Below are 25,288 nucleotides of genomic sequence, written 5' to 3'. Positions count from 1 at the left end.
GCCATACTCATCTCCGATGCACAGGTTCGGCTCAGGAACCTCTCAGGACCGTCCCGCAAGGTGATGACATGACCGAGAACGACCCCAGCGCGCAGGACCCCGCGGCGCCGCGCCACCCCGAGACCGGCCAGCAGGCCGCTCAGGGCGGTTGGGCAGGGAGCCCGTACGGTGACCAGGCTGCCACACCCGAGTCCGGCGGCACGCCGCAGTACTCGGTGCCGGAGCCGACCTACCACGCGGTGACCGGGGCCGATCCGTCCTACGCGACGCCGAACCCGAACCCCTGGTCCGCACAGGGGACCGCGTCGGGCCAGACCCAGCAGAGCGTCTACCCGCCGCCGAACCCCAACCCGTACGCGCAGCCGGGAACGTCCGCCTACGGCGCGACGCCGGCGCCGCCCACGCCGCCGAAGCGCTCCGGCGGGAAGCTGCTCGCCGGCGTCGCGCTGGTGGCGCTGCTCGTCGGCGGCATCGCGGGCGGGACGGTCGGGTACCTCACCGGGGGCACGTCCGGCGGTCCGGCCGGCAACGCGCTCGACGCGCCGAAGCCGGCCCAGCAGACCGGCAACGCGCCCGCCGGCTCGGTCGAAGCGGTCGCGCAGAAGCTGTCGCCGAGCGTCGTCGAGCTGCAGGTGAGCGGGCAGCAAGGGGCCGGCGAAGGCTCCGGGTTCGTCATCAGCACCGACGGCTACATCCTGACCAACAACCACGTCGTCGAGGTCGCCGCGAACGGCGGGCAGATCCAGGCGGTGTTCCAGGACGGCAAGAAGGCCGCCGCCAAGGTCATCGGCCGCGACCCGACGACCGACATCGCGGTCGTCAAGGTCGACGGCGTCGGCAACCTGACCCCGGTGGAGATCGGCCGGTCCGACGACCTGCGGGTCGGCCAGTCGGTGGTCGCCATCGGTTCGCCGTTCGAGCTGGCCGGCACGGTCACCTCGGGCATCGTCAGCTCGCTGCACCGGCCGGTGCGCGCGGGCGGCGGGCAGGGCAGCCAGGAGACGGTGATGGACGCCGTCCAGACCGACGCGGCGATCAACCCGGGCAACTCGGGCGGTCCGCTGGCCAACATGTCCGGCCAGGTCATCGGCATCAACTCGGCCATCTACAGCCCGCAGTCGGCGTCCGGCGGCCAGGGCCAGGGCGGTTCCGAGAGCGGCAACGTCGGCATCGGGTTCGCCATCCCGATCGACCAGGCCCGCCGCACCGCCGACACGATCATCAAGACCGGCCAGGCGGTGCAGACCTACATCGGCGCGCAGGTCACGGACGCCCCGCAGGGCGGCGCGAAGCTCGGAGCCATCACCCCGGGCAGCCCGGCGGAGAAGGCCGGCCTCAAGTCCGGCGACATCGTGACGAAGATCGACGACCGCAACATCGACGCGTCCGACACGCTGGTCGCCGCGATCCGCACCCGCGCCCCGGAGGAGAAGGCGACGTTCACCCTCTCCGACGGCCGCACGGTCGAGGTGACGCTCGGCGGACAGCCCGTCCCGGCCAACTGATCCCTTCCAGACGCTCGGCCGCCTCGGTGCGGCCGAGACCAGCACCGGCTCGACCCCCGCATATCGGGGCCGGACCCACAAGGCCACGCGCGACCAGGCACTCGATGCCGGTCGCGCGTGGCCGCGTTTGTGCCGGGTTCAGGTGCCGGAACGGTCGGTTCGCGTACCTGGAGGGTCGGCCGGCGTACCTGGAGGGTCGGTTCGCGTGTCCGGAGGGGCATCTCGCGTGATCGAGGGGGCATCTCGCGTGATTGGAGGGGCATCGCGTGCGTCTGGAGGGACGACACGCGTGATTGGGAGGACGACACGGCGGGCGAGGGGTGTCAGTACCACCAGGAGCCAGACCGCCGCCAGGGTCAGGGCCAGGCCCAGGGCCGGGTTGCCGTCGTGGAGGCCGGGCATCGGCGGGGTTCCGTACGGGCGCCAGAGGAGCGGGAAGGCCAGGATCAGCAGGACTCCGGTGATGACCGTTCCCGTGACCACCGGCACCCGCCACGGGGGACGGAGGACGCGGGCCAGGATGATGCCGAGCACCGCCGTCAGCGGGGCGACGACGCCGTCGTTGAGCAGCGGCCCGCCGATGATCCAGCCCACCGTGCCGAACACGTCCGGGCGCAGCGGGAACGCGTATTCGACGAACAGCACCACACCCCAGGCCAGTGCCGCGAGGCCCGGCAGGGCGAGCAGCGCGCGAGCGGTCTTCACAGCGCCTCCAGCTTCGTGACCCACTTCGTCTGCAGCACCCCGGGCCGGTTCGGGGCGATGATCCGGCACGGGAAGCCGTGGTCGAGGTCCAGCACCTCCCCGTTCAGCTCCAGCGCGAGCAGCGTCAGGTCGTCGGCCGTGTGCTCGCCGGGCAGGACGCTGACGCCGTACAGCCCGGATCGCTCCAAAGAGGACACTCGAACGGCCGTGCCCGGCGACGCGCCGACGGCTTTCAGCAGCGCGGGCAGGGAAATCCCGCGCCAGGTCGCCGACTGGCTCCACCCCTCCACGCACGCGATCGGCAGCTCGGCCGTCGTCTGCGGCAGCGCGCGCAGTTCGTCGAGCGAGAACTTCGTCGTGCCGCGCCGGGTCACCACCGAGAGTCGCCAGTCCGCGGCCTGCGCGGTCCGGGTGACGCCCGCCGCCACCGCGGTGCGGTTCACCGGGAGGTTCTGCGTGCCCTTGCCCGTCTTCCAGGCGAGGCCGGAAACCCCGCGCAGGAACGGGACCGTCGCGCCGGCCGTGGCGACGACGGCGACACCGGTCGCGAGCCCGGTGGTGCGCAGGAACCCGCGCCGGGACAGCCCGGCGGCCGGCGGCTCCTCCTCGGGTGTCCCGCGGCTCAGCGCCCGGCGGATGACCGGCAGCTTCACCGCGACGTGCACCAGGATCGACCCGATCGCCAGCCACGCGACCGCGTAGTGCACCTGCGGGAAGTAGAAGCCCCACGGGTAGTTCTGCGCGACGTTCAGCAACCCGGTCGTCAGCTCGAAGAACGCCGCACCCGAGAGCACCAGGATCGAGAGGCGCTCCAGGGCGTGCGGCAGCGAGCGGACGAGCGGCCGGCCGAACAGCTTCGGGTAGACGCTCCACAGCTTCGCCAGCAGCAGCGGGATCGACGCCACGCCGGAGATCACGTGCAGCCCCTGCGTCACGCGGTAGAGCCCGACCGGGCGGCTGGGCCAGAAGAACCACGCCGGCGGGTGCTGGATCAGGTGGCTGATCAGGCCGGTGAGGAAGCAGGTCGTGAACGTGACCGCCAGCGCGAGGCCGATCTTCGACGTCACGCGCTCGTCGTGCGCCGCTGCCGTGAAGTGTTCTTCCTTCGGGATCGGCAGTTTCATGACCGCTCCAGCCGCGCGAACCAGCGGTGACCGTGCCGCGTGGTCCAGCCGACGCGCAACCCGGCACGCATGGCGACTTCGGCGATCGCGTCCACGCCGACCCACGCCCAGGTGAACCAGGCGCTGTCGGCGTGCCCGGGCCGCAGCCGGACGCGCTCGTGCCGCAGGCCGCGGCCGGGCGGTTCCAGCTCGACGAGGACGTCACCGCCGGCGGCGATCAGCTGAGCCGCACGCCGGAGCAGGACCACCGGGTCGCCGCCGATACCGATGTTGCCGTCGGCGAGCAGGGTGTGCCGCCACCGTCCTTCGCCGGGCACGTGGCCGAAGACGTTGCGGTGCAACGCACTCCCGCCGCGGCGGCGCGTCAGCCGGACGGCCGTGCGCGAGCTGTCCACGCCCAGCGCGACGATCCCGCGTGCGGCCAGCGCCGCGGTGAGCCGGCCCGGACCGCAGCCGATGTCGAGGGTCGGGCCGGCGCAGGCGTCGAGCAGGACCTCGTCGCCGTCGGACGGCGCGCCCCAGCGCTCGACCGGGAGCTCGACCCGTTCGCCGTCGGCCAGTTCGAGCCAGCACCGGTGGCCGAGCAGGCCGCGGTCGAACTCGTTGCCGATGAGTGCCGTCTTCATGCGACCGCCCGCCCCCGGACCGCCGCGACGGCGCGGGCGAACCGGCCGTCCGGGCACATCGCCGCCACCGCGCGGGCGTCCGTCATGGTGTCCACATCGGACAGCCGGGCGGCCTGCCGCGGCCGCAGCCCGCACGCGGCGAGCGCGCGCACCGTGCGTTCGCCGGTGTCATCGCGGGACATCGGGACGCCGGCAAGGACCTGCGCGTGCCGCGGGTCGGCGAGGCCCAGCGCCCACCAGCCGCCGTCCTCGGCCGGGCCGACCACCGAATCGTGTCCGCCGCCCACGACCGGGGCCGCCGCCGCAGCGAGGGACTCCGGCGTGACCTGCGGGGTGTCCATGCCGATCTGCAGGATCGGCAGGCCCGCGTGCACCGCGGCGGCGTCGGCGTGGGCGTTCGCCAGGCGGGCGCCGAAGTCCCAGCCCCGCTGCGGGATCATGGTGACGAGGCGCAGCGCCAGCCCGATTTCGGTGGCCAGCGCGGCGGCGCCCAGGTCACCGGTCATCGCGACGACGGGCGCGGCGCCGGGCACCGCGCACACGGCGTCGAGCGTGTCGAGCAACGCGGCCGCGGCGATCTGCGCGGCCTGTGCCGGTGTCGCCGGCGGGCAGAGGCGGGTCTTGGCCAGCCCCGGCACCGGCGCCTTGGCCACGACCAGCAGCACGAACCGAGCCGTCATCGCGCCAGCACCCGCCCGAAGTCGCGGACCGCGCGCAGCGTGCCCCGCACCGAGCCGGACACCTTCGACTTCGTCCCCTTGGCGCGTTCGCCGTAGCGGACGTCGAACTCGCGCACCCGCCACCCGGCCCGCTGGGCCTTGATCAGCAGCTCGAGTGGGTAGCCGAAGGCCCGGTCCGTGACGCCGAGGCCGAGCAAGGCCCGCCGGTCGGCAGCGCGCAGCGGCGCGATGTCCCGCACCGGTAACCCCCGGCCACGCAGCAGTCGCGCCAGCACGACGTTGCCGGCTCGCGCGTGCCACGGCCACACGCCGGGTCCGGTCGGCACCCGCCGTCCGACGGCCAGGTCGGCGCCGTCCTCGACCGCGATCACCAGCCGCGGCAGGTCGCCGAGGTCCAGGGACCCGTCGGCATCGGCGAAGCACACGATGTCCGCGGTGGCGGCCTCCAGGCCCGTGTGCACGGCCGCGCCGTAGCCGCGGCGCGGTTCGTGGACCACCTTCGCGCCGAGCGAGGCCGCCACCTCGGGCGAGCCGTCGGCCGAACCGTTGTCGACCACGATCGCGCGGTAGCCCGGGGGCAGCCCGGCCAGCACTCCGGGCAGGGCGCCCGCTTCATCGAGGCAGGGGAGGACGACGTCCACTTCCGAATCAGTCACGGCGCCGACCGTAAGTCCGGGGTGGACTGTGGAGAACCCTTGTGCACCTTACTGAATCATGACGGGTGACGAGGTTCTTACCGGGTAGTTACGGCTGCCTCGACCGGCCCGCGGAGCCGGGGCCGCGGGCTTATGGTGGACGGCGATGAGCGAGCCGAACCCGGCAGCCCGGCTCGCCGAGCCGCCTGCCCGCGAACCCGAACTCCCGGCACCCGATCGACCCGGGCGCCGCGCCCACCGGGCCGATCTCCTCGCCGTCGCGGCGGCCGCGGTGCTCGTGGCCGCGGCCGCCGCGGTCGGCATTCACTACAACCGGCCGCACTCCGGCGTGGTCATCTTCGTGTCGTCGCCGCCGTTGTTCGCCGACTGGCTGCCGCACGTCGGCCCCGGCTCGGTGTTCGCCGTGCTCATCGCCGTCGCGGTGGTGCTCCACGGCCCCGCACTGGCCGCCCGTCTGTCGTGGCGCCGGGCGCTCGCCGCCGGCTACCTGGCCTCGCTCGCCTGGATCTTCTCGCTGGCCATGGTCGACGGCTGGTCGCGCGGGTTCGCCGGCCGGCTGACCATTCCGCAGGAGTACCTCCACGAGGTGCCCGGCATCACCGACATCCCGCGGATGCTGCGCGAGTTCTCCTCCCGCATCCTCGACTTCCGGCCGGACTCGTGGACGACGCACGTGTCCGGGCACCCGCCGGGCGCGACGCTCGTTTTCGTCTGGCTGGACCGGCTCGGCCTGCACGGCGGCGCGTGGGCCGCGACGGCCGTCGTGCTCGTCGGCAGCCTGGTCGCCGTGGCTGTGCCCGCCACAGTCGCCCTGCTCGGCCGGGCCGAGGCCGCTCGCACGGTGCTGCCCTTCGCCGTCCTGACGCCCGGCGCGGTGTGGATCGGCGTCTCGGCGGACGGCTTGTTCGCCGGGTCGACCGCCACCGGGCTGGCGCTGCTCGCGTTGTCCGCCAAGGGGTTCAGCGCCGGTCGCCGTTACGCTGTGCCGGCCGGGCTGGCGGCCGGCGTGCTGCTCGGCTTCGGGATCTTCCTTTCTTACGGCCTGGTGCTGCTCGGTCTCCTCGCGCTGGCCGTGGCCATTCTCGGCCGGCAGTGGCGCGCGGTCGTCCTTGCTGTCGTGGCGGCGTTGGCCGTCGTCGGCGTCTTCGCGTGGGCGGGCTTCTGGTGGCTCGACGGCTACCACCTGGTCGTCGAGCGCTACTACCAGGGCGTCGCGCTCGTCCGGCCCTACTCGTACTGGGTGTGGGCCGATCTGGCGGCGGTGGTCGTCGCGCTCGGCCCGGCCGTGGTGGCCGCCGTCCGGCGGGGCCTCGCCGGAGCGGGTCGTGGTCTGCTTTCCGACCCGGTGCTGCTCCTCGGCGTCGCCGCCCTGCTCACCATCGTGTTCGCCGACGTCTCGGGCCTGTCGAAGGCCGAGACCGAACGGATCTGGCTACCGTTCGGGGTGTGGTTGCTGCCGATGACGGCCCTGCTGCCGCGGCCCGGGCGCCGGTGGTGGCTCGCCGCTCAGGCCGTTACGGCGCTGGCGGTCAACCACCTGCTGCTGACCGGCTGGTGAGGGAGACGTGATGAACGATCAGGCCGGGCGCGTGCTCGTGGTCGACGACGACGAGACGGTCCGCGATGTCGTGCGCCGCTACCTCGAGGTGGCCGGGTTCACCGTCGATCAAGCCGGCGACGGCGCCGAGGGACTGGCCCAGTTCGCCGCCCACGAGCCCGACCTGGTCGTCCTCGACGTCATGATGCCGGGCATCAACGGGCTGGAGGTGTGCAAGCGCCTGCGCCAGGTCAGCCAGGTGCCGATCGTCATGCTCACCGCCCTCGGCGAGGAGGAGAACCGGATCGCCGGGCTCCAGCTCGGCGCCGACGACTACGTCACGAAACCCTTCAGTCCCAAGGAACTCGCCTTGCGCGTCGCCTCGGTGCTGCGCCGCGCCCGGATGCCGCGTCCGCAACCGGCTGCCGCCGGACTGGCGGACGGCGACCTGCGCCTGCAGATGACCGCGCGCACCGCGACGCTGGCCGGCCGCGAACTGCCGCTGACGTCGCGGGAGTTCGACCTGCTGGCCTTCTTCCTCGCCCGCCCCGGTGTCGCCTACTCGCGCGCGGACCTGCTCGAGAAGGTGTGGGGCTGGGACTTCGGCGACCAGTCGACGGTGACCGTCCACGTGCGACGGTTGCGCGAGAAGATCGAGCGCGACCCGGCCAAGCCGACCCGGGTGGCGACGGTGTGGGGTGTCGGCTACCGCTACGACCGGGAGCAGCCGTGATCGAACCCGGCGAGTCCTTCGCGGAGACGCTGACGCACCTCTGGCACATCCTGCCGCTGGCGTTGCTCTTCTCCTTGCCGATCGCCGCGCTCGGCGGGGTCGTGCTCTACTTCCTGCGCCGCGGCTCGCTGGCCACCACGCTCACGGTGCTGGTGCTGATCCCGGTGCTCTCCACCCTGGTCGGCGTCCTGGGTGTCAGCGGGTTCATGTTCACCCCGGCGCTGACCACGATGCTGCTGGTCTGCCTGCTCGTCGCGGTGGTCACGGTGCCGGCGGCGATCATCCTCGGCCGGGCCATCGCGCGCCGCAGCGTGTGGGAGCGGGAGGCGCGCAACCGCGAGCGCGCGGCCGAGGCGTCGCGGCGCGAGCTGGTCGCGTGGATCAGCCACGACCTGCGCAGCCCCTTGGCCGGCATCCAGGCGATGGCCGAGGCCCTCGCCGACGGAGTGGTGTCCGAGCGCGACGAGGTCGCCGACTACGCCCAGCGGATCGGCGGCGAAACCAGGCGGCTGTCCGCGATGGTCGGCGACCTGTTCGAGCTCTCCCGCATCACCGCCGGCGCGCTCGAGCTCACCATGTCCGCGGTGCCGCTGCGGGACGTGGTCAGCGACGCCGTGGCCGCCCAGTCGCCGGTGGCCGAGCGCAAACGCGTGCGGGTGCTCGCCAACGCGTCGACCTGGCCGGTCGTGACCGGGAGCGACCCCGAACTGGCCCGGATCGTGCGGAACCTGGTGTCCAACGCGATCCGGCACACCCCGCCCGACGGCACGGTCGCGGTGCAGATCGGCGTCGACGGCGACGAGGCCCTTCTCGCCGTCGACGACTCCTGTGGCGGCATCCCCGACGACGAGATCAGCCGGGTCTTCGACGTCGCCTTCCGCGGGACGCAGGCCCGGACGCCGGAGCGGGGCGGGACGACCAGTGGTGGTGGGCTCGGGCTGGCCATCACCAAGGGGCTCGTGGAGGCCCACCGCGGGAAGATCGGCGTCCACAACCACGGGCCCGGGTGCCGGTTCGAGGTCCGGCTGCCGCTCGCGATGTCCTAGACGCCGTAGGCGCGGTTCATCGCGCGCAGGGTCCGGACGACCTCCGTCCGGAGCGCCTCCGGTGCGACGACTTCGACATCGGCGCCGAACTTGAGGAGCTCGGGCACGGCTGCCCCGATCGACTCGATGGGGATCTCGATCTCGGTCCGGCCCGCCGCGTCCGGACCGGCGGTGATCTTCCGGGCGGCGACGGCCGCCGGGTCCAGCAGCTCGGGCAGCCGGTCGAGACCGCGGCGGGAGAGCCGGAGGACCGCGGTGTCCCGGTGCCGCCGCCGATCGAAGTGCTCGAGGTAGGTCTCCCAGTGGCCGGCCAGGTCGAACCCTTCGGCGCGGTCGAACGGCTGGGCAAGGACGTCCACGTCGAGGATCCGCGAGATCCGGTAGGTGCGGAACCGTCCGTCGCCGCGAGCCACGAGGTACCAGTTGCCCGCCTTCAGTACCAGCCCGTGCGGCTGCACGGTGCGCGTGATCTCGTGCGGCTCCGCCCAACGCAGGTAGCGGATCTTCACGGCGTGCTGGTTCCAGGTGGCGTCCGCGATCGCCGCCAGGTGCGGGGTCCGCTCGGTGCCGAGGTACCACGGCGGCAGGTCGAGGTGGAACCGGCCGGCGACGCGGCCGGCGCGGTCGCGCAGTTCGGCGGGCAGCGCGGCCATGAGCTTGAGCTGCGCGGTGGTCGTCGCGGCGGTCAGGCCCAGCTGGGCGGCCGCCGCCGGGAGCCCGGTCAGGAACAGCACCTCGGCTTCGCTCGCGGTGAGCCCGGTCAGCCGGGTCCGGTAGCCGTCGAGCAGCCGGTAGCCACCGTCGTGACCGGGCTCTCCGTACACCGGCACGCCCGCGGCGCCGAGCGAGTCGACGTCCCGGTAGATCGTCCGGACCGACACCTCCAGGGCGTCCGCCAGTTCCCGGGCGGTCATCCGGTCCCTCGACTGCAGCAGCAACAGCAGGGACACGAGCCGGGTCGCGCGCATGCCCGCGAGTCTGCCGGGATCCACTGACAGAAGGTGTCAGGGGACCCGCGTTAGCGTCCGGTCATGACGATCGCTATCGACACCGGCACCCTGATCAGCCGCTATGTGGCTGTGTGGAACGAGCCGGACCCGGCGGCCCGGCGCCAGGCCGTCACCGAGCTGTGGGCCGAGGACGGTGTGGAGTACACCGAAACCGCCGAACACCGAGGACACGCCGCCCTGCACGCCCGGATCACCGGCGCTCACCACCAGTTCGTGGCGACGGGAGCGTTCGTCTTCGTCGCGGCGGACGACGTCGTGGCCCACCACGACGCGGTCACGTTCACCACCCTCATGGTTCCCGCGGTGGGCGGCGTGCCGGTGTGGAGCGGCACCATCTTCGTCGTTCTCGGCCCGGACGGCCGGATCCGGCACGACTACCAGTTCACCGGTGCCGAGGCGGGCACCCGGGCAGTGGTGACCGAGTTCCTCGGCCGGCTGGCCGAAGGCGACCCGGCCCGGATCGCCGCACTGTTCGCCGACGCTGTCGACTGGCAGCTCGACTGGCCCGCGGCCGGACACCCCGCGGTGCCGTGGATCCGGCCGCGGTCGACGCGCGCCGACGTCGCCGACCACTTCCGTGCGCTGAACGACTTCCACGTCCCGGGGGAGCGGGGCGGGATGACGCCCAGGGTCCTGGTCGACGGCCGGGACGCGGTGGTGCTGGGGGACATCCGTCAGACGGTGCAGGCCACCGGGCGGCCGTACACCGCCCGTTGCGCACTCCACCTGACCGTCGACGATGGGGTGATCACCCGTTACCACGTCTACGAAGACAGCCTGGCCGTCGCGCAGGCGTTCGCGGGCTGAGGTCAGACCGGGGCGCGCAGTTCCGCCGTCGCGAAGTCGGCGATGCCCTTTTCGAAGCCGATCTCCGCGGTGAAGCCCAGCAGTTCGCGGGCGCGGGCCGGATCGGCGACGACGTGGCGGACGTCGGCCGGGCGCGCGCCGCCGGCCACCTCGGGCGCCGGGCCGGCACAGGCGCGCGCCAGCTCCGCGGCCAGTTCGCCGACCGTGTGCGGGGTGCCGGAGCAGACGTTGACCGGCGTGATGTCGCCGGCCGGGCCGGCTGTCCGAAGAGCCAGGACGTTCGCCCTGGCCACGTCGTGGACGTGGACGAAGTCGCGCTGCTGGCGGCCGTCCTCCAGCACCAGTGGTGCTTCGCCGCGCTCCAATGCCGAGCGGAACAACGACGCCACCCCGGCGTACGGGGTGTTCTGCGGCATCCGCGGACCGTAGACGTTGTGGTAGCGCATCGCCCACACGCTGCCGCCCGTCTGGCGGGCCCACGCGCCGGCCAGGTGTTCCTGCGCGAGCTTCGTCGCCGCGTACGTGCTGCGGGGGTTCAGCGGCGCGTCCTCGGGCACCAGCCGCCAGCTCAGCTCGGCGCCGCAGGCCGGGCACCGCGGCTCGAACCGGCCGGCGTCCACATCGGACGCGCGTCGTGGCGACGGCGGGACGACGCCGTGGTCCGGGCACGCGTACCGGCCTTCGCCGTAGACGACCATCGACGACGCCAGCACCAGCTTCCGCACTCCGGCCGCGTGCATTCCCGCCAGCAGGACCGCCGTGCCGTAGTCGTTGTGCAGGGCGTAGGACGGCGCGTCCGACGGGTCGATGCCGTGCCCGACCACCGCGGCCTGGTGGCAGACCGCGTCGACGCCGTCCAGCAGTTCGGCGACGATCTCGGCGTCGGTGACATCGCCGCGCAGGAACCGGTGCCTGCCGGTGTACGCCGGTGGCGTGCGGGAGCCGTGGGCGGTCGGAAGGAGGTTGTCGAGCACGACGACCTCAGCGCCGCCGTCCGCCAGCAGATCGGCGATGTGAGACCCGATGAACCCGGCTCCGCCGGTGACCAGTACGCGCACACCGGCCACGTTAGGGGTCTTCTCCGGGGTCCGCCGGAGCTCGGGGCGGCACGTCACGGAATCGTCAGAACTCACCCGGCACCTCCCGGCGCCGGGAGGTCGAAACCGACTACGGTGGGCGCATGGAACGGAGTGCACAACGGCTGGGCCGGGCCCTCGTGGTCATCGTGGACGATCGCGTGGCGCACGGCGAGCACGAGGACACCACTGGCCCGCTGGTCACGGAACTGCTCGAAGAAGCGGGTTTCATCGTCGACGGTGTCGTGGTCGTCGAGGCCGAGACCGCGGGTATCCGCAACGCGCTCAACACCGCCGTGATCGGCGGCGCCGACCTGGTGATCACGGTCGGCGGCACCGGTGTGCTGCCGCGTGACCGCACGCCAGACGCCACCGCCGGCGTGCTCGACCGGCCGATCCCGGGCATCAGCGAGGCCATCCGGGCGTCCGGGCTGGCGGCCGGGGCGGTGGACGCCGGGATTTCGCGGGGGCTCGCCGGGGTGTCGGGAAGCACGCTGGTGGTCAACCTCGCCGGCTCGCGGTCCGCGGTGCGCGACGGGATGGCGACGCTGACCTCGCTCGTGCCGCACGTGATCGACGAGCTTTCGGGCCTCGAAGAGGTCTGACCTTCGCTTGGCCGGGCCGGGGGTGACGAGCTGTCGCTCCCGGCCCGAAGCGTGGTCGGGCGCGCCGCCGCCTTGAACTTCGCTCTGGAGTTGTCAATCAACAGGTCGTGGGAGACTTGGGGCATGTCCGGGCAGAAGCGCGACCCCAAGACCAGCAGCGAGCACCGCCGGCGGGTCGATGAGATCTTCGGGGACGTCCTGCCCGAGACGACTTCCGACGAGCGCGATCCCGATCGGCGCACCGGGCTCCCGGACGACTGGTACCGGGAGAACCGGCCGCCGCACCACGATCGCTGACCCGCTCAGCCGCGGCCGTTGTCGCGCTGGGCCTGGGCTCGCAGCAGGTCGCGGATCTCGATCAGCAGCTCGACGTCGGTGGGCTCGGCCGGGCCCGGCTCCTGGCCGCGCTTGCGCCGTTCCTGGACGTGCTTCACCGGCAGCACGATCACGAAGTAGACGACCGCCGCGACCAGCACGAAGTTGATCACCGCGTTGATCACGTTGCCGAAGTCCAGGAACGTGGCCTCGTTGTTGTCGAAGATCTGGTACCCGAGGCCCTTCGCGGCGTCCGTGCCGCCGATCGTGCTGATCAGGGGCTTGATCAGGCCGTTGGTGAACGCCGTGACGATGGCCGTGAACGCCGAGCCGATGACGACCGCGACGGCGAGGTCGACGACGTTGCCGCGCATCAGGAAGTCTTTGAAACCCTTGAACACTTGCGCTCCTCACGAACGGGGACGGGGGCGGGCTAGCGGAGAGTAACCGTTACCGGACGCTCCAGTGAAATCGCCGCCACCCTCGTCGCGATCGCCTCCGGGAGCCGGAGCAACACCAAGGGACCCTTCGCCGCGGACGCCTCCCGCTGGCCGACCGCCACCACCATCGCGCCGTCGGCCAGCACCGACGCGGGTACGCCTGGTTCCGGCGCCGCGACGACGTCGACGCGCCGGCCGGGCTCCAGCAATGCGGCGACACCGGCGTCGGCCAGGCGCACCGGCACCGTCGCCGTCCCGGGATCACCCGAGCCGGGAAGGCTCGTGGCGAGCCGGACGTCGGTCAGGGGTTCGCCGGCGCGGACGGCGCCCGCCAGCAAACGGCCGTCGACGCCGTCCAGAGTGCTCAACGCACCCGCCGGACGTGCGGAATCGGGCAGATCGGCCAGCCGGACGTCGAGCGCGCGCAGAGCGGCGCCGGACGGGAGGTCGTGCGCCGCGACGACGGTCGGAGTCGTCGGCGCGCCCCTCGCGGAACCGGGGTGCGCGAACAGCAGCGCACCGGCCAGCAGCAGGCCTGCGGCGAGCCAACGGCGGACGAGCCGTGTCCGCCGGCCCTGCAGCCGGGTCAGATCAGGAGTGCGGAACCTCGCCAGCACGTCCACGGTGCCCCCTCGGTCGGATCGGGTGCGACGGCGTGCCGCACCGGATCGACGTTAGGGAAACCGGACCGGCCGCCGGAAGGGCCGGATCCGGCATCTGTGGACAACCGGGGTGTTGTGGATAACTCGGCCGCTCAGGAGGCCGCGGCGGTGGTTTTCGTCGTACCCGAGGAGGAGGATGCCGAGCTCGTGTCCGATTTCGGCGTGGACTCCGTCTTGGTCTCGGTCTTCGCCGGGGTCGCGGTGGTGCTCGACTTGGCGGCGTCGCGCGAGTCGGTGCGGTAGAAACCGCTGCCCTTGAAGACCACGCCGACCGAGCTGAAGACCTTGCGCAGCGTGCCGGAGCACTGCGGGCACACGGTCAGGCTGGGGTCCGAGAACGACTGCACGGCTTCGAACCGGTGGTCGCATTCTTTGCAGGCGTACTGGTACGTAGGCACTGAGGGCTCCTTTGCTGGCACTCATCCGACCAGAGTGCCAACCCAATTGTGCTTGAAAGCATTCCCCGAACGCAATTCCTCGTTGCTCACATCGGCAGCTCGACCACGCCTCGACCCGGCGTCAAGGCCCCGCTCATGCGCACGTCGTGGGGCTCCCCGGGCAGCCGTTCGACCAGCTCTTCGTCCCGGACGACGGCCAGCAGCGGCACCCCGGCCGCGGCGAAGACCAGCGAGCGGTCGTAGTGGCCGGCGCCCCGGCCGAGCCGGACGCCCCGGTGGTCCACGGCCAGCGCGGGAACCAAGATCAGCTCCGCCGCTCCCACGGCCTCGGTACCCAGGCGTTTCCCGCCGGGTTCGCGGATCCCGCGGAACCGGCTGGGCACGAGATCGGCCTCGCCGGTGTACTCGGCCCAGTCGAGCGGATCCGCCCGCGAGACGATGACCGGCAGCAACACCCGCGCGCCGCCGGCCGCGAGCGCGTCGACGAGCGCCGTCGTGCCCGGCTCGGTGCCGAACGGCAGGTACGCGCACACCGTGCCGGATGTGACCTTCGACACCGCGCTGACCAGTGCCGACGCCTCATCGGCGTGCGAATCGGCGGTTTGATCCGCTCGCGCGCGCGTGAGGCGGGTGCGCCACTCCGCCTTGCTCGGGTGTTCATTGCCCAGCGCGTGCATGACCTCACGTTAGGCTCTGCGCCCATGACGGGCGCCGCAACCACCCAGACGTTCAGAACCGCCATCGTGCCGGCCGCCGGCCTCGGGACGCGCTTCCTGCCGGCGACGAAGGCCGTGCCCAAGGAACTGCTGCCGGTGGTGGACACGCCGGGGATCGAGCTGGTCGCGGCCGAGGCCGCCGCCGCCGGCGCGGAACGCCTGATCATCGTGACCTCGCCGGGCAAGGACGCCGTCGTCCGCTATTTCGAAGAGCAGCCCGAGCTGGAGAAGAACCTCGAGGCCAAGGGCAAGACCGAGCTGCTCGCCAAGGTGCGCCGCGGGTCGAGCCTGCTCGCCGTCGAGACCGCGATCCAGGAGCAGGCGCTCGGCCTCGGCCACGCCGTCGCGCAGGCCGAGCCGAACCTGAACCCGGATGACGAAGCCGTCGCGGTGCTGCTCCCGGACGACCTCGTGCTGCCCACCGGCGTGCTCGAGCGGATGAGCGCGGTGCGGGCGCAGTACGGCGGCAGCGTGCTCTGCGCGTTCGACATCCCGAAGGCCGAAATCTCGCCGTACGGTGTCTTCGACGTCACCGACACCGACGACGAAGACGTCAAGCGCGTGCACGGGATGGTCGAGAAGCCGAAGCCGGAGGACGCGCCGTCGACGTACGCCGCGGCGGGGCGCTACCTGCTCGATCGGGCGATCTTCGACGCGCTGAAGCGGATCACTCCGGGTAGCGGCGGCGAGCTGCAGCTGACCGACGCGGTCGCGCTGCTGATCTCCGAGGGACACCCGGTGCACGTCGTCGTGCACCGCGGCGGACGCCACGACCTGGGGAATCCGGGTGGTTTCCTGCGCGCCGCGGTCGATTTTGCGCTTGAAACGCCCGAGTACGGTCCATCTTTACGGGCGTGGCTGACGGAACGGATCGGGACAGAACGCCCATGACGGAATCCCTCGACGCGGCACCGCCCGAAGTGGCCGGGGACGAGACCGAGCTGCGCTCGGTCGACGCGCAGATCTCGATGACCTTGGACGCCGCCGTCCGGCCCCAGCCGGTGCGCGTGGCGATCTCCGAGGCCCAGGGGCTGCTCTGCGCCGAGGAAGTGGTCGCCGAGCACGCGCTGCCCGGGTTCGACCAGGCCGCGATCGACGGTTACGCCGTGCGCAGCGTAGACGTGCGCACCGCCGGGCAGGAGCCGGTGCAGCTGCCGGTCGTCGGGGAGATCGCGGCGGGTTCGCGCCAGCCGCGGCGCCTGCAGCCCGGCCAGGCCGTGCGGGTCGACACCGGCGCGCCGCTGCCGACGCTGGCCGACGCGGTCGTGCCGCTCGCCTACACCGACGGGCACCAGGCCCGCGTCACCGTGCACCGCTCGGTGCCGTCGGCGGGGTACGTGCGCCGGGCCGGTGAGGACGTCCAGATCGGCGACGTCGCGGTGCGCCGCGGCGACACGATCGGCTCGGCGCAGGTCGGCCTGCTGGCCGCGGTCGGCCGGGCGAAGGTCCTCGTCTTCCCGCGGCCGCGCGTGTCGATCGTGTCGGTCGGCGACGAGCTGGTCGACATCGACCGGACGCCGTCGGTCGGGCAGGTCTACGACGTCAACTCCTACGCGCTCGCCGCGGCCGCCCGGGACGCCGGCGCCGAGGTCAGCCGGGTCGGCATCGTGCCGAGCGAGCCGAAGCGGCTGCGGGAGATCGTCGAGGGCCGGCTGCTGATGTCGGAGATCGTCGTGGTCGCGGGCGGTGCCGGGGGCACCACCGGCGACGAGGTCCACGCCGCGCTGTCCGACCTCGGCCGGATCGACGTGACGCGGGTCGCGATGCACCCGGGGTCGGTGCAGGGGTTCGGCAGGCTCGGCCCCGACTCGGTGCCGACGTTCCTCATCCCCGGCAACCCGATGAGCGCGCTGGTCGTGTTCGAGGTGCTGGTCCGGCCGCTGATCCGGGCGGCGCGCGGGACGCGCAACCCGCACCGGCGGATCGTCGGGGCGCGGCTGCTGTCGCCGATCACGTCGACCGAGGGCAGGCGCGGCTTCCTCCGCGGCCAGCTCCTGCGCGACGAGTCCAACGGCGAGTACCTGGTCCAGCCGCTCGGCCAGTCGGGGGCGCACCTGCTCGCGTCGCTGGCCGAGGCGAACTGCCTGATCAACGTCCCGGAGGAGCTGACCGACGTCCCCGCGGGCGAGCAGGTCCAGGTCACTTTCCTGGCCCAACGGGCCTGATGAACTCCGTGTCGGGGGTGTCCTACCCGGTCGAGAGCCGGCACCCGGGCTGGCCGGCCCGGCTCGGCCCGCTGCGGGTGCCCGCCGGGGAGGTCGCGATCCGGCCGGTACGGCTGCGCGACGCCGGCGAATGGAGCCGGATCCGGCTCCGGGACCGGGCACACCTCGAGATGTGGGAGCCGACCGGGGTCGGCCCGTGGCCCGAACGCAACGCTTTCTGGTCGTGGCCGTCGCAGTGGGCGGCGTTGCGCTCGCTCGCGCGGCGCGGTCAGTGCCTGCCGTTCACGATCACCCTCGACGGACGGCTCGCGGGGCAGATCACTGTGGGTAACGTCATCCGGGCGTCGTTGCGGTCCGCTTGGATCGGCTACTGGGTGTCGTCCGACGTGGTCCGCGGCGGGGTCGCGACGGCCGCCGTCGCGCTGGTCACCGACCACGCCTTCGGTCCGGCCGGGCTGCACCGGCTGGAGGCCACCGTGCGCCCGGAAAACGGTGCCAGCCTGCGGGTTCTCACCAAGGCGGGCTACCGGCAGGAGGGCCTGTTCGAGCGCTACCTCGACGTGGCGGGCGCTTGGCGGGACCACTACTGCTTCGCCGTCACGCGCGAGGAGACCGGGGCCGGGCTGGTGTCGCGGCTGGTCGCGGCGGGGCGCGCCGACTACGCCTGACGGTCATTACCCACCCGGGTCCGTGAGCGCGTTACCACATGCTGTGAGATTCACCTAATCCGGTGAGGCATTTCCGTGATCCAACCCGGCGAGCCTCCGTCCGATCTGTTACTCCTGTGACTAGCGTGATTTCAGGTGGAAGGATCGGGGGAGGTGACGGGAGATGCCCAGCTCCGTGATCATCGTCGCGCTCGCCGCGGCATGGCTCGTCGTTCTCGTGCCCATGGTCGCGCGTCGGCGGCAGCAGGTGGCCCGTACGGCCGACTCCGCGCTGGCGGCCAGGGTCGTACGCAGTGGACGCAACGAAGACCGGGAGGAATTCGCCATGTCCGAGGAGACTGTCAAGTCCCGGCCTTCGGTCGAGGACGACCTCGCGGAGCTGGAAGCAGACCTCGAACTCGAAGACGACTACGAGGAGCCGGAGCCCGAGCCGCTCCCGCAACCGTCCCGCGCCGAGCGTGCCCAGCGGGCCGAGCGCGCCGGTTACCGCCCTGGTCGCGGCGGCTTCGACCCCGAAGCGGCGGAGATCGCGGCGCGCGCGAAGTACGGCTTCAGGCAGCGCATCGTCGTGATCCTGCTCGTGATCGCGGTGGCCACCGCGGCCGTCGCCGGCTTTGTCATGCCGCTGGTCTGGTGGGGCCACGCGGTCGCCGACATCGTGCTGGTCGGGTACCTCGTCTACCTGCGCCGCCAGGTGCGGATCGAGGAGGAGATCCGCCAGCGCCGGCTCGCCCGCTTCAACAGCACCCGGGCGCCTCGCCGCCCGGCGCCGCCGCGCGAGGAGATCGACTCCTTCGAGGAAGAGGAGCCGGTCGAAGACGCCGAGGACGTGGACGTCGTCGAGCCGGCCCGCCGCGAGGTGGTCGAGCGCCGTCCGTCGCCGACTTCGCGGGTTCGCCGGAGCGCGGTGGTCGTGGATCTGGACGACGAAGACCCGGCTTTCGAGGAGCTCGACGAGCCCGGGACCGGGCCTTATCGGCGGGCTGTCGGAGAGTGACCCCCCTGCACGGTGTGCTCGTAGGGCACTGCTAAGCTTTACGAGCACAACCAAGGGGCTGTAGCGCAGTTGGTAGCGCGTCTCGTTCGCATCGAGAAGGTCAGGGGTTCGATTCCCCTCAGCTCCACCAGAAGGTCTTTATTCAAACACCGCCCGGACGCGATACGCGTGCCGGGCGTGTTGTTTTGTGTACGTGGTGTCACCGACGTAGTGGCGCGCCCGGTCTGGGCGGCATCGCCAAAGTCGACCAGCCGGGTGGTGATGGTCGTGGCAGCAACGTCGGCGAGGGCGGCGAACGGTTCCGTCAGTTCGGAGTGTTCAACGGAGCCGTCCTCGTTGATGTACAGCTTCTCGAAGAACCCTTGGTTGATCTGCCGCTTCACGTGGTCAGGTGCAATGAGATAAGCCCGCTCGCAGTGGCTGGCGGCCACGAGGGCCCGACGCAGTGTCTCGGCGATGTCTGCCGTACTGACTCGCGCAGCTTGGATTGCAGACTCTGCCTCAGCAAGCTCGCGGGTAAGGCGCCTCATCTCGGTGGCAAGAAGGTCTTGCGGGATTGCTCCGGCGTAGTGAGCCTGGAGAAGCTTCTCTCGCTCGTCTTGAACTCGGCGCTTGCGGGAGGTCGCGTGCTCCAGGCTGCGGGATGCCTCAGCTTGCTGCGCCGCCAGCTCCTCGTGAACCGCTGCGCGAATCTGCTCGGCGTGCTGCGGCGCGATGTGGAACGTGCCGTAGAAGCGGGACACGGCATCTTCCACGCGTTCGGCTCGGATGGCCCGGCGAACGCAATTGTTGGACTTGGTCTTCTTCTTGACGCACATGAAGTAGTCGTATGCTTCACCGCTCTTGCCTCGGTTGCGGGAGAAGATGAGCCGTCCACCGCAGGCTGAACAGTAGATAGTGGACCGTGGGTAGTGGTTGTGCACGCGTTCCTTGTCTCCAGTGTGGTTGTGGGCAGCCAAGATCGCTTGGTTGGCGAGCCAGGTGTCAGGTTCGATGAGCGGCTTGTGCTTGCCCATGTAGTGAATGCCCTGGTAGCTGACCACGCCCATGTAGTACGGGTTAGCCAGAATCTTGTACATCGTGGTGAGGGAGATGGCCTTTGCCGGACGACTCGGCGTCGGCCGACTTGTCAGCCCCTTGCCCTGGGCAGCGAGCGTCAAGTCGATGGCGCTCCACTGGGCCGTTGAGTACTCCTCAAGGCACCAACGGATGATCTCGGCACGTTCGGGATCTAGCTGTACCCACGAGAACTCCACGCTTCCCTGCGTCTCGCGCCGGTTCAGGTAGCCGAGCGGTGCACGGAACGGTGTGCCGCCCTCCTGAGCCTTGCGTACGAGGCCCTTCATGACTTCCTGGGCGAGGTTGCCCGAGTAGAACTGGGCGATCTCGGCCATGAGGCCATACAACAGCCGGCCGCTCGGCGTGTCGTCGATGTTCTCGGTACAGGAGATCAGCTTGACACCGTGCTTGCGGAGCATGAGGTTGATCGCGATGTCGTCTTCGCGGTTGCGCGCCAGCCGGTCGATCTTGTGCACGATCACGCACTCCGGCCGAACGGTCTTGATTTCTTTGAGGAGCTTCTGGAGCTGCTCGCGATCCGCGGACCGGGCCGACTCGCCCGCGTCCACGTATTCGTCGTGCACGCTGACGCCGAGCTGCTGGGCCCACCTGGGTGTCACCACCTCCGACACCGGCGACATCCTCGCCATCCACACCGACGAGTACGGCATCCACCAGTACGGCACCTGGCTGCTGGACAACGTCGCCGCCCTGTTCGACGACGGCCTCGCCATCGGCTCCGCCGGGCTGCTGCGCGACCGCAAGCAAGCCTGGGTCAGCGTCGAAGTCCCCGACAACATCACCACCCCCGAAGGGGTGGAGTTCCGGCCCAACCTGCTCGCCTGCTCCAGCCACGACGGCAGCCTCAAGTCCCGCTACAAGCGGGTCGTCACCAACGTCGTCTGCGACAACACCATGAACCTGGGCCTGCGCGAAGACGGCCAAGAAGTCGCCGTCGTCCACAAGCGCAACAGCAACCTGCAACTCCTCAACGCCCGCGAAGCCCTGCAGATCGTGCACACCGTCGCCGACGACTTCGCCGCCGAAGTCAAGAAACTGTGCCAGACCACGGTCATCGACCGGGCCTGGAATGCCTTCCTCGACGCCCACACGCCCATCCCCGAGCAGCCGGGCCGGGGGCGGACCAACGCCGTCAATAAGCGCTCGGCGCTGACCCGGCTGTGGACCAGCGACAGCCGGGTCGGCCCGTGGAAGAACACCGGGTGGGGTGTGATGCAGGCCGTCAACACCCACCTCAACCACGAGGCCGTCATCCGCGGTGCCAGCCGCGCCGAACGGAACATGACCCGGGTGATGACCGGTGAGCTGGGCAAGCACGACCGCACCGCCGCCGCGACCCTGCACAAGGTCCTCGCCGCCGTCTGAGCGCGCTCCGGTCCCCGCCCTCGCATGGACCGCCGATCGCGAACCCGCACCCGATGCCGTGGCTCCCGGCCACGCGTGACCTCGCGGTGTCGTGCGGCCTCAATCACGCGACCAGGTCCCGCGACACCGGTCAAGGCCACACCTCGACACATCGACGTCCGGCCGCAGGCACGGGGCCTTGACCGGCGCCACGGCGGGACCTGGGTGACCGCGGTCGTCCGCACTGCTGTTCGGCGCCGGGGTGCGGCTGTTCGACGGGGCCGTCGGCGAACACGTGCGGCTGGAGCGCACCGGCGTCGAGGAGACGCCGAACGCGACGCACCTGACCTTCCGGGTGCTGTCTTAGGGCATGTGCACCGTGCGCAGGAACGCCGCCAGCCGCCACGGCCGGCGGCCGCCGACGCGGACCTTGCCGCTCGCCACCGCCTTCAGCGGGGAGATCCGGCCGAACATCATCGGCACCAGCACGGCCGGGTCGAACGTCAGCCGGGCGTCGGCCGTGCCGTCGGGTTCCTCCACCCGCACGCCGCCGTGCTGCAGGACCATCACCACCGGGGCGGTGTAGTCCGAGCGGAACTCCACCGCGATCCGGCGCGGCGACGGCGTCGCGTAGTCGAGCAGCTTGCCGACGTCGTTGCGGACCATGCCGACGAAGAACAGCTCCAGGAACCGGCCCTCGTTCGCCGGGTCGATCCGCCACGGCTGCCCGCTCGCGCGGGCGATGTCGCTGCCGTGGATTTCGAGCTCGTTGACCAGGTGCGCGAGCATGCCCGCGACCGGGATGCGGCTGCCGCCGAGCCACCAGATCGGCTTCTCCGGGTCGTAGTCGCGGCTCACCTGCAGCACTTCCGCGATGTCCGCGCGCAGCCGTTCGGCCAGGCGGTGCGGGTCGCGTTCGGGGTAGGCGGTCATCGCGACGGCGTTCATCGCCGACACGGTCTCGATGTTCGCCGACGCCATCGGCTCTTCCAGCTCCGGCAGCGGCAGCGGGCCGCCGTCGCCCTTCACCATGGCCGTGTAGACGAGCGCGATCCAGCCGACGTGCGCGGCGGTTTCGACCACCGACCAGTCCCCGACGGCCTTCGCGTGCGGGTCCGGCGCGTTCTCCACGGCGTCCGCGAACCGGTCACCGGCCTCCGCGAAGGCCGCTCGCACCGCATCCCACTGCGCAGGCTGGATCGTCATGGCTTCGATGGTAAGGCGCCGGTGGCCCGTCCCGGATCTCTTCGGCTGCCTTCTTCGCCGGTATGTTCGCCGCATGGTCCGGCTCCTGCCCCGGTCGACCCGGGTGCGGGTCGCCCTCTTCGCCGCGCTCGCCGCGGCGCTCGTGCTCGGCCTCGGGTCGTACTGGTTCGTGAACGCCCTGCGCGACGGCCTCGAAAACAGCGCCAGGGCACGCGCGAGCGACAAGGTCGACGCGCTGCTCGCGCTCCTGAACGCCGGCGTCGCGCCCGCCGACGTGCCGCAGCGGTACGCCAAGGGCGGCGGGTACATGATCAGCGCGGAAGTGGCGAACCGCTGCTCGACCGGGCTTGAGAAGCAGTTCCCCGAGAGCGAACCGGTGCAGGTGTACGGGCCGGACTGCGTCATCGTCCTGCCGTTCGGCCTCGCCGGGCAGCAGTACAGCGGCGCGCCGACGGCCGACGGCCGCCACTACGTCGCCGCGGCCGAGCAGCTCGACCCGGTCGGGCTCGACACCGTCGACACCGCGCAGCGGCCTGCTGTGGGGCGGGGTGCCCGCGCCGCGCTGCTCGTCGGCGGCGTCGCTTGGCTCGCGGTCCGGCGGTCGCTGCGCGCGGTGGGCGCCATCCGCGCCGAAGTCGACGGCGTGCGCGCGGGCGACCTCGGCCGCCGCGTCCCGGTGCCCGACTCCGGCGACGAAATCACCGAACTGGCCGTCACGATGAACGCGATGCTGGCCCGGCTCGACCAGTCCGTGCGGCGGCAGAGCCAGTTCACCGCGGACGCGCCGAAGCCACTTCACTACATCAGCCGGCTCGATGCCCGGAGGAGCCAGCCTCAGCCGATTCGCCCGCAGGGTTGTGCCGTTTCTGGTGCGTCGCAGCGACGAGGCCAGCCGCATCGTCGCCCACGCCACCATCCAGGCCGGCAGCGGCGAGTTCATCGACGACGTCGCAGCGTTGGCGGTCACGACTGCGCTGGCCGACAACGCCGTTTACGGACCCTTGTTGCTGCCGCCGGCCGATCTTGACCCGCAGCGAATGGAGCAACTGTGGATGGCCCTCTTCCGCGGCAGCACCGATCACAACGCTCGGGCTCGGCTGGCGACGTTGATCGCCGCCAGCGCCGTGCGCCGCGGCGACCACCACCTCACCGCCTGTGCTCCGGTGCACGCCCACGGCGCGCCGGGCGCATCCACCGTCGGGCTGCTGTTCCAGCAGCACGCCAGCGCCGACGTCGTTGAGCACGAGTTGGACGAGATCGCCGGCCGGGTCGGCGCGACGCGCTGGTAGCCGACGTCCCTGGCATTCAGCTGGTCCGCGGTGTCCCGGGCGTCGTTGCACCGCTCCGGGGCGCCGCGACCCTTCCTCTGCAGGAGGTCCTGTCATGCGCCACGTGGTCCAGTGGTCTGGCGGCATCGGCTCCTGGGCCGCCACCGAACTCGTCCGCCGGGATCACCCCGACGACCCGATCACTCTGCTGTTCGCCGACACGAAAATCGAGGACAGCGATCTCTGCCGGTTCAACGCCGATGCCTCCATACGGCTGGGGATCCCGATCACCCGGGTCTGCGACGGCCGGACACCATTCGAGCTGTTCGTGCAGCGCAGCTATCTCGGCAACGCCCGGATTGCTCCGTGCTCGCAGCTGCTCAAGCAGAAGCCCTGTCGGCGGTGGCTGACCGAGCATACCGAGCCCGCCGACACCGTCCTCTACGTCGGGCTTGAGCCCGGCGAGCAGCGCCGGGCTCCGGCGATCACTGCCGGGTGGCGGCCGTGGCGGGTCGAGTACCCGCTGATGCAGCATCCCCTTCTGACCAAAGACGATCTGCTGGGCTGGTGTCGCAACGCCGGGCTGGAGCCGCCGCGGCTGTACCGCTTCGGCTCCAGTCACAACAATTTTTTCTGGACTAACTCACGCAGGACTGAAGCCCAGGTCAGTACGACGGCCCGGCCTTGCGTGGCGACGAAGACGTTGGTGACGAGCACGCCCAGGATCAGGCCTGTGATGCCGCCGACGACATCAACCTCGGCACCACCTGTCCGCCCCGTGTCCCTGGCGCGACGAAGATCTGCTTGCGCGGTGCCTAATCGGTCTTCCCGCACCGCCTCGCGGGCCTCTCAGTGTTCGCTGCTGAAGAACCGTAGCAACAGTGGGCCGATGGTCTGTGGGTCGACGACGTGATCCGGCCCGTCGAGGGTCTCCCGTTGAGCGTGGGGTAGTAGGTCTGCAAGCTCGTCGGCTGCGCGGTCGAAGAAGTCCGAGGGCAGGCCTGCCATGTAGGGGACCGTGATCGGTCCTCCGGTGGTGACCAGGACCGGTTGGGTGACCGTTGCCAGTCGATCGGTCGGCAATTGGTAGCGGTTGTGGAAGACGCTGTCGTGGACCAGCGTGGGCGCGAGGGCGACCGAATCCGCCCAATGCGACGTCTGCTTGCCTGCCGCTTTCCTGGCCGCGATGTTGTCGTCGGAAGCGCCGGACAGGCGCATGAACAGTTCGAGAACCTCCTCGTCTCGCCCGGCGTCGAAGGCGCGTCGGGTGTCCGCGATGTACTCCTCGAATCGCGGGCGTATGTCGTCCCCGACCGCGTAGGGCACCTCCCACACGGCGATCGTGTCGATGGCTGACCCGGCCGCGGCGGCTTCCAGCGCCAGCGCGCCACCAGAGGACGCCCCGAACAGGTGTGCCGAGCCACCCGCCTCCGCGATCAACGCATCCAGGTCCTCGATCTCTCTTTCCACGGCGTAGGGCTCGGTGAAGCCGCTCGCGCCGCGTCCCCGACGGGCATAGTTGTAGACCGTGAAGTGCTCGGCGAGAGCAGGTACCAAGGGAGCGTTCTCGGCTCCGTCGTCCAGCGCGCCGCCTACCAGGACGACAGCCGGGCCGCTTCCCTTCCGGTCGTAGGCGATGGTGGTGCCATCGTTTGATGTCACGCGAAGGTCCATCTCGTTCATCTCACATTCTCCGTTCGAGAGGTTTGTCTCAGCGCCTGAGCAGCGTGCCGACGACGGCCTCGGTGCGCGACCCCCGCGCCCTTGCGATCACGGCCGCCACGACGAGACAGGCGAGCGGTAGCCAAGGGCTCTGCAGTTCGGACCGCACCTGGTAGCCATGCGCGCCGCCGGAGAGGTGCACGATACCGAGCACCAGGAGCTTCGTCGCCGACATGCGCCCCCTCCGCTCAATCTGC

29 protein-coding genes, 1 tRNA gene and 2 pseudogenes are annotated in these 25,288 nt (G+C 71.3%); 17 read left to right on the top strand and 15 right to left on the bottom strand.

Annotated features, from left to right (window positions below):
• Positions 1-68 precede the first annotated feature (68 nt).
• A complete protein-coding gene (locus AB0N03_RS13430) occupies positions 69-1,505 on the top strand; it encodes a trypsin-like peptidase domain-containing protein (protein WP_364370039.1) in 1,437 nt (478 codons plus the stop codon).
• Between the two features lie 138 nt (positions 1,506-1,643).
• Here AB0N03_RS13430 and AB0N03_RS13425 read toward each other — a convergent pair whose 3' ends face one another.
• From AB0N03_RS13425 to AB0N03_RS13405, 5 genes are read right to left on the bottom strand one after another with little or no spacing between them, the layout of a single operon-like run.
• On the bottom strand, positions 1,644-2,210 hold the full coding sequence (locus AB0N03_RS13425) for a hypothetical protein (protein ID WP_364370036.1): 567 nt from the start codon (positions 2,208-2,210) through the stop codon (positions 1,644-1,646).
• Positions 2,207-3,334, bottom strand: coding sequence for a molybdopterin-dependent oxidoreductase (locus tag AB0N03_RS13420; RefSeq protein ID WP_364370034.1), 1,128 nt, complete (start codon positions 3,332-3,334; stop codon positions 2,207-2,209). The genes AB0N03_RS13425 and AB0N03_RS13420 overlap by 4 nt, the downstream gene beginning before the upstream one ends.
• A complete protein-coding gene (locus AB0N03_RS13415; protein WP_364370031.1) occupies positions 3,331-3,960 on the bottom strand; it encodes a class I SAM-dependent methyltransferase in 630 nt (209 codons plus the stop codon). Before AB0N03_RS13415 ends, AB0N03_RS13420 begins: the two co-directional genes overlap by 4 nt.
• The gene (locus tag AB0N03_RS13410) at positions 3,957-4,640 is read right to left on the bottom strand and encodes a DUF2064 domain-containing protein (protein WP_364370028.1); all 684 of its coding nucleotides are present in this window, start codon (positions 4,638-4,640) and stop codon (positions 3,957-3,959) included. Before AB0N03_RS13410 ends, AB0N03_RS13415 begins: the two co-directional genes overlap by 4 nt.
• Positions 4,637-5,281, bottom strand: coding sequence for a glycosyltransferase family 2 protein (locus AB0N03_RS13405; RefSeq protein ID WP_364370342.1), 645 nt, complete (start codon positions 5,279-5,281; stop codon positions 4,637-4,639). The genes AB0N03_RS13410 and AB0N03_RS13405 overlap by 4 nt, the downstream gene beginning before the upstream one ends.
• A 160-nt stretch (positions 5,282-5,441) precedes the next feature.
• Here AB0N03_RS13405 and AB0N03_RS13400 point away from each other — a divergent pair, with 160 nt between their 5' ends.
• Genes AB0N03_RS13400 through AB0N03_RS13390 form a run of 3 tightly spaced genes read left to right on the top strand, consistent with a single transcriptional unit; the run spans position 5,442 to position 8,612 of the window.
• Positions 5,442-6,854, top strand: coding sequence for a hypothetical protein (locus tag AB0N03_RS13400; RefSeq protein WP_364370025.1), 1,413 nt, complete (start codon positions 5,442-5,444; stop codon positions 6,852-6,854).
• 10 nt (positions 6,855-6,864) lie between these two features.
• Positions 6,865-7,566 carry a response regulator transcription factor gene (locus AB0N03_RS13395; RefSeq protein WP_364370023.1) on the top strand — a complete coding sequence of 234 codons (702 nt, stop codon included), beginning with the start codon at positions 6,865-6,867 and terminating at the stop codon, positions 7,564-7,566.
• Positions 7,563-8,612, top strand: a complete 1,050-nt coding sequence (locus tag AB0N03_RS13390) for a HAMP domain-containing sensor histidine kinase (RefSeq protein ID WP_364370020.1) — start codon at positions 7,563-7,565, stop codon at positions 8,610-8,612. Before AB0N03_RS13395 ends, AB0N03_RS13390 begins: the two co-directional genes overlap by 4 nt.
• Here the strand turns inward: AB0N03_RS13390 and AB0N03_RS13385 are convergent.
• On the bottom strand, positions 8,609-9,580 hold the full coding sequence (locus AB0N03_RS13385) for a YafY family protein (RefSeq protein WP_364370017.1): 972 nt from the start codon (positions 9,578-9,580) through the stop codon (positions 8,609-8,611). The genes AB0N03_RS13390 and AB0N03_RS13385 overlap by 4 nt on opposite strands.
• 63 nt (positions 9,581-9,643) lie before the next feature.
• Between AB0N03_RS13385 and AB0N03_RS13380 the strand changes: the two genes are divergently transcribed.
• Positions 9,644-10,429 (top strand): nuclear transport factor 2 family protein, encoded by a 786-nt coding sequence (locus AB0N03_RS13380; protein ID WP_364370014.1) that lies wholly within the window; start codon positions 9,644-9,646, stop codon positions 10,427-10,429.
• 2 nt (positions 10,430-10,431) lie between these two features.
• Here AB0N03_RS13380 and AB0N03_RS13375 read toward each other — a convergent pair whose 3' ends face one another.
• Complete coding sequence (locus AB0N03_RS13375) at positions 10,432-11,487, bottom strand: NAD-dependent epimerase/dehydratase family protein (protein WP_364370011.1); 1,056 nt, start codon at positions 11,485-11,487, stop codon at positions 10,432-10,434.
• Positions 11,488-11,609: 122 nt separating this feature from the next.
• Here AB0N03_RS13375 and AB0N03_RS13370 point away from each other — a divergent pair, with 122 nt between their 5' ends.
• Together AB0N03_RS13370 and AB0N03_RS13365 are read left to right on the top strand one after the other, a co-directional pair.
• A complete protein-coding gene (locus tag AB0N03_RS13370; RefSeq protein WP_013230045.1) occupies positions 11,610-12,110 on the top strand; it encodes a molybdenum cofactor biosynthesis protein B in 501 nt (166 codons plus the stop codon).
• Positions 12,111-12,233: 123 nt separating this feature from the next.
• Positions 12,234-12,407: a hypothetical protein gene (locus tag AB0N03_RS13365; RefSeq protein WP_364370008.1), complete on the top strand. Its 174-nt coding sequence runs from the start codon at positions 12,234-12,236 to the stop codon at positions 12,405-12,407.
• Between the two features lie 5 nt (positions 12,408-12,412).
• Here AB0N03_RS13365 and mscL read toward each other — a convergent pair whose 3' ends face one another.
• The 4 genes from mscL to AB0N03_RS13345 all read right to left on the bottom strand — a co-directional run bounded on the left by mscL (position 12,413) and on the right by AB0N03_RS13345 (position 14,602).
• Positions 12,413-12,826, bottom strand: coding sequence for a large-conductance mechanosensitive channel protein MscL (gene mscL, locus AB0N03_RS13360; RefSeq protein ID WP_364370006.1), 414 nt, complete (start codon positions 12,824-12,826; stop codon positions 12,413-12,415).
• 32 nt (positions 12,827-12,858) lie between these two features.
• Positions 12,859-13,488, bottom strand: coding sequence for an SAF domain-containing protein (locus AB0N03_RS13355; protein ID WP_364370003.1), 630 nt, complete (start codon positions 13,486-13,488; stop codon positions 12,859-12,861).
• Positions 13,489-13,619: 131 nt separating this feature from the next.
• Complete coding sequence (locus AB0N03_RS13350) at positions 13,620-13,925, bottom strand: FmdB family zinc ribbon protein (protein WP_364370000.1); 306 nt, start codon at positions 13,923-13,925, stop codon at positions 13,620-13,622.
• Between the two features lie 86 nt (positions 13,926-14,011).
• Positions 14,012-14,602, bottom strand: a complete 591-nt coding sequence (locus AB0N03_RS13345) for a 5-formyltetrahydrofolate cyclo-ligase (RefSeq protein WP_364369997.1) — start codon at positions 14,600-14,602, stop codon at positions 14,012-14,014.
• A 24-nt stretch (positions 14,603-14,626) separates the two neighbouring features.
• Here AB0N03_RS13345 and AB0N03_RS13340 point away from each other — a divergent pair, with 24 nt between their 5' ends.
• The 6 genes from AB0N03_RS13340 to AB0N03_RS13315 all read left to right on the top strand — a co-directional run bounded on the left by AB0N03_RS13340 (position 14,627) and on the right by AB0N03_RS13315 (position 19,358).
• Entirely contained in the window at positions 14,627-15,532 is a 906-nt protein-coding gene (locus AB0N03_RS13340; RefSeq protein WP_364369994.1) for a UTP--glucose-1-phosphate uridylyltransferase, read from the top strand.
• Entirely contained in the window at positions 15,529-16,806 is a 1,278-nt protein-coding gene (gene glp, locus AB0N03_RS13335; RefSeq protein WP_364369991.1) for a gephyrin-like molybdotransferase Glp, read from the top strand. The genes AB0N03_RS13340 and glp overlap by 4 nt, the downstream gene beginning before the upstream one ends.
• Complete coding sequence (locus tag AB0N03_RS13330) at positions 16,806-17,474, top strand: GNAT family protein (protein WP_329055024.1); 669 nt, start codon at positions 16,806-16,808, stop codon at positions 17,472-17,474. Before glp ends, AB0N03_RS13330 begins: the two co-directional genes overlap by 1 nt.
• Positions 17,475-17,637: 163 nt before the next feature.
• Complete coding sequence (glpR, locus tag AB0N03_RS13325; protein WP_364369987.1) at positions 17,638-18,471, top strand: gephyrin-like molybdotransferase receptor GlpR; 834 nt, start codon at positions 17,638-17,640, stop codon at positions 18,469-18,471.
• A 54-nt stretch (positions 18,472-18,525) separates the two neighbouring features.
• Positions 18,526-18,601: transfer RNA gene (locus AB0N03_RS13320), tRNA-Ala, on the top strand.
• Positions 18,602-19,040: 439 nt separating this feature from the next.
• Complete coding sequence (locus AB0N03_RS13315; RefSeq protein ID WP_364369984.1) at positions 19,041-19,358, top strand: hypothetical protein; 318 nt, start codon at positions 19,041-19,043, stop codon at positions 19,356-19,358.
• Here AB0N03_RS13315 and AB0N03_RS13310 read toward each other — a convergent pair.
• A pseudogene (locus AB0N03_RS13310) lies at positions 19,269-20,099 on the bottom strand (recombinase family protein); the annotation flags it as partial. The gene AB0N03_RS13315 and the pseudogene AB0N03_RS13310 sit on opposite strands and share 90 nt — an antisense overlap.
• Between AB0N03_RS13310 and AB0N03_RS13305 the strand changes: the two are divergent.
• The gene (locus AB0N03_RS13305) at positions 19,999-20,916 is read left to right on the top strand and encodes a DUF932 domain-containing protein (protein WP_364370339.1); all 918 of its coding nucleotides are present in this window, start codon (positions 19,999-20,001) and stop codon (positions 20,914-20,916) included. The pseudogene AB0N03_RS13310 and the gene AB0N03_RS13305 sit on opposite strands and share 101 nt — an antisense overlap.
• Before the next feature lie 342 nt (positions 20,917-21,258).
• Here AB0N03_RS13305 and AB0N03_RS13300 read toward each other — a convergent pair whose 3' ends face one another.
• The gene (locus AB0N03_RS13300) at positions 21,259-22,101 is read right to left on the bottom strand and encodes a maleylpyruvate isomerase N-terminal domain-containing protein (protein ID WP_360676994.1); all 843 of its coding nucleotides are present in this window, start codon (positions 22,099-22,101) and stop codon (positions 21,259-21,261) included.
• 73 nt (positions 22,102-22,174) lie between these two features.
• Here AB0N03_RS13300 and AB0N03_RS13295 point away from each other — a divergent pair, with 73 nt between their 5' ends.
• The 3 genes from AB0N03_RS13295 to AB0N03_RS13285 all read left to right on the top strand — a co-directional run bounded on the left by AB0N03_RS13295 (position 22,175) and on the right by AB0N03_RS13285 (position 24,282).
• The gene (locus AB0N03_RS13295; RefSeq protein ID WP_364369981.1) at positions 22,175-23,128 is read left to right on the top strand and encodes a HAMP domain-containing protein; all 954 of its coding nucleotides are present in this window, start codon (positions 22,175-22,177) and stop codon (positions 23,126-23,128) included.
• Entirely contained in the window at positions 23,016-23,390 is a 375-nt protein-coding gene (locus AB0N03_RS13290; protein ID WP_364370336.1) for a hypothetical protein, read from the top strand. Before AB0N03_RS13295 ends, AB0N03_RS13290 begins: the two co-directional genes overlap by 113 nt.
• A 94-nt stretch (positions 23,391-23,484) precedes the next feature.
• Positions 23,485-24,282: a hypothetical protein gene (locus tag AB0N03_RS13285; protein ID WP_364369980.1), complete on the top strand. Its 798-nt coding sequence runs from the start codon at positions 23,485-23,487 to the stop codon at positions 24,280-24,282.
• Here the strand turns inward: AB0N03_RS13285 and AB0N03_RS13280 are convergent.
• The gene (locus tag AB0N03_RS13280; RefSeq protein ID WP_364369978.1) at positions 24,219-25,052 is read right to left on the bottom strand and encodes an alpha/beta fold hydrolase; all 834 of its coding nucleotides are present in this window, start codon (positions 25,050-25,052) and stop codon (positions 24,219-24,221) included. The genes AB0N03_RS13285 and AB0N03_RS13280 overlap by 64 nt on opposite strands.
• Positions 25,053-25,179: 127 nt before the next feature.
• Positions 25,180-25,266 (bottom strand): annotated as a pseudogene (locus tag AB0N03_RS13275) (PadR family transcriptional regulator); the annotation flags it as partial.
• Positions 25,267-25,288: the final 22 nt, after the last annotated feature.

Origin of the sequence: Amycolatopsis sp. NPDC051061 (assembly GCF_040682935.1) — a bacterium.
GTDB lineage: Bacteria > Actinomycetota > Actinomycetes > Mycobacteriales > Pseudonocardiaceae > Amycolatopsis.
This window is presented reverse-complemented; position numbering and strand designations above follow the sequence as displayed.

Bases quoted from the DNA above. Each gene is read 5' to 3' on its own strand.
- AB0N03_RS13430 (WP_364370039.1), top strand. From the start codon at position 69: ATGACCGAGAACGACCCCAGCGCGCAGGACCCCGCGGCGCCGCGCCAC.
- AB0N03_RS13420 (WP_364370034.1), bottom strand. From the start codon at position 3,334: ATGAAACTGCCGATCCCGAAGGAAGAACACTTCACGGCAGCGGCGCAC.
- AB0N03_RS13415 (WP_364370031.1), bottom strand. From the start codon at position 3,960: ATGAAGACGGCACTCATCGGCAACGAGTTCGACCGCGGCCTGCTCGGC.
- AB0N03_RS13410 (WP_364370028.1), bottom strand. From the start codon at position 4,640: ATGACGGCTCGGTTCGTGCTGCTGGTCGTGGCCAAGGCGCCGGTGCCG.
- AB0N03_RS13400 (WP_364370025.1), top strand. From the start codon at position 5,442: ATGAGCGAGCCGAACCCGGCAGCCCGGCTCGCCGAGCCGCCTGCCCGC.
- AB0N03_RS13395 (WP_364370023.1), top strand. From the start codon at position 6,865: ATGAACGATCAGGCCGGGCGCGTGCTCGTGGTCGACGACGACGAGACG.
- AB0N03_RS13385 (WP_364370017.1), bottom strand. From the start codon at position 9,580: ATGCGCGCGACCCGGCTCGTGTCCCTGCTGTTGCTGCTGCAGTCGAGG.
- AB0N03_RS13380 (WP_364370014.1), top strand. From the start codon at position 9,644: ATGACGATCGCTATCGACACCGGCACCCTGATCAGCCGCTATGTGGCT.
- AB0N03_RS13370 (WP_013230045.1), top strand. From the start codon at position 11,610: ATGGAACGGAGTGCACAACGGCTGGGCCGGGCCCTCGTGGTCATCGTG.
- AB0N03_RS13365 (WP_364370008.1), top strand. From the start codon at position 12,234: ATGTCCGGGCAGAAGCGCGACCCCAAGACCAGCAGCGAGCACCGCCGG.
- AB0N03_RS13345 (WP_364369997.1), bottom strand. From the start codon at position 14,602: ATGCACGCGCTGGGCAATGAACACCCGAGCAAGGCGGAGTGGCGCACC.
- AB0N03_RS13340 (WP_364369994.1), top strand. From the start codon at position 14,627: ATGACGGGCGCCGCAACCACCCAGACGTTCAGAACCGCCATCGTGCCG.
- glp (WP_364369991.1), top strand. From the start codon at position 15,529: ATGACGGAATCCCTCGACGCGGCACCGCCCGAAGTGGCCGGGGACGAG.
- AB0N03_RS13330 (WP_329055024.1), top strand. From the start codon at position 16,806: ATGAACTCCGTGTCGGGGGTGTCCTACCCGGTCGAGAGCCGGCACCCG.
- glpR (WP_364369987.1), top strand. From the start codon at position 17,638: ATGCCCAGCTCCGTGATCATCGTCGCGCTCGCCGCGGCATGGCTCGTC.
- AB0N03_RS13300 (WP_360676994.1), bottom strand. From the start codon at position 22,101: ATGACGATCCAGCCTGCGCAGTGGGATGCGGTGCGAGCGGCCTTCGCG.
- AB0N03_RS13295 (WP_364369981.1), top strand. From the start codon at position 22,175: ATGGTCCGGCTCCTGCCCCGGTCGACCCGGGTGCGGGTCGCCCTCTTC.
- AB0N03_RS13285 (WP_364369980.1), top strand. From the start codon at position 23,485: ATGCGCCACGTGGTCCAGTGGTCTGGCGGCATCGGCTCCTGGGCCGCC.
- AB0N03_RS13280 (WP_364369978.1), bottom strand. From the start codon at position 25,052: ATGAACGAGATGGACCTTCGCGTGACATCAAACGATGGCACCACCATC.